1 protein-coding gene is annotated in these 1,064 nt (G+C 69.2%); it reads left to right on the plus strand.

Annotated features, from left to right (window positions below):
* Positions 1-173: 173 nt before the first annotated feature.
* The coding region (locus G3N92_RS34380; protein ID WP_206131917.1) for a CheR family methyltransferase at positions 174-1,064 on the plus strand (891 nt) is incomplete at its 3' end.

Raw genomic sequence — 1,064 nt, forward strand, 5'->3', positions numbered from 1 at the left:
TTTCCCATCCCCGGCCGCCGCGAAGGGCGGCTATGCGCCGCGCGTCGCGAAATCGGCCGCGGCCGACAGCGGCGGCGCGCTGAAGCGCCCGGCGTTGTCGGGCGAGCCGAAGCCGGCCGCCGTGGCTGCCGGTTCCGACGACGATTGGGAAACCTTCTGATCCCGGCCCAGCCATGAACGCCCGCCCTGCGCCCCGTCTCGATCTGCCCGCCGCGCCGCCGCCGCGCGTGTCGGAGGCCGGCCGCGATTTCGCCTTCACCGGCGAGGATTTCGCGCGGATTCGCGCGCTGATCCATCGCCGGGCCGGCATTTCGCTGTCCGAGCACAAGCGCGACATGGCCTACAGCCGCCTGGCGCGCCGCTTGCGCGCGCTCGGCCTCGACAGCTTTCGCGATTACCTCGATCGTCTCGAACGCGACAACGATCCGGCCGAGTGGGAAGCGTTCACCAATTCGCTGACCACCAACCTGACCGCGTTCTTCCGCGAGGCGCATCACTTTCCGATCCTGGCCGAGTTCGCCAAGACACGGCCGTCGCCCGTCACCGTCTGGTGCTCGGCGGCCTCGACCGGCGAGGAGCCGTATTCGCTCGCGATCACGCTGCTCGAGGCGCTGGGGCCGTCGGCCGCGCGCTCGGCCACGATCCTCGCGACCGATCTCGACACCCAGGTGCTCGAGAAGGCGCGCGCCGGCATCTACACGTTCGACCAGGTCAAGCACCTGTCGCAGGAACGGCTGCGGCGCTTCTTCCTGAAGGGCACCGGCCCGCAGGCGGGGCGCGTGAAGGTGCGGCCCGAGCTGAAACAGATGATCCGCTTCGAACCGCTGAACCTGACCGACGCCGATTACGGCATCGGCCAGACGTTCGACGCGATCTTCTGCCGCAACGTGATGATCTACTTCGACAAGCCGACGCAGGGGCAGGTGCTGACCCGCTTCGAGCCGCTGCTGAAGCCGGGCGGCCTGCTGTTCGCGGGCCATTCGGAGAACTTCTCGTACGTGACGCAGGCGTTCCGGCTGCGCGGCCAGACGGTTTACGAACGTACCCGCGACGCGTCGGCGAGC

It is taken from the genome of Burkholderia sp. Ac-20379, assembly GCF_017104645.1.
GTDB lineage: Bacteria > Pseudomonadota > Gammaproteobacteria > Burkholderiales > Burkholderiaceae > Burkholderia.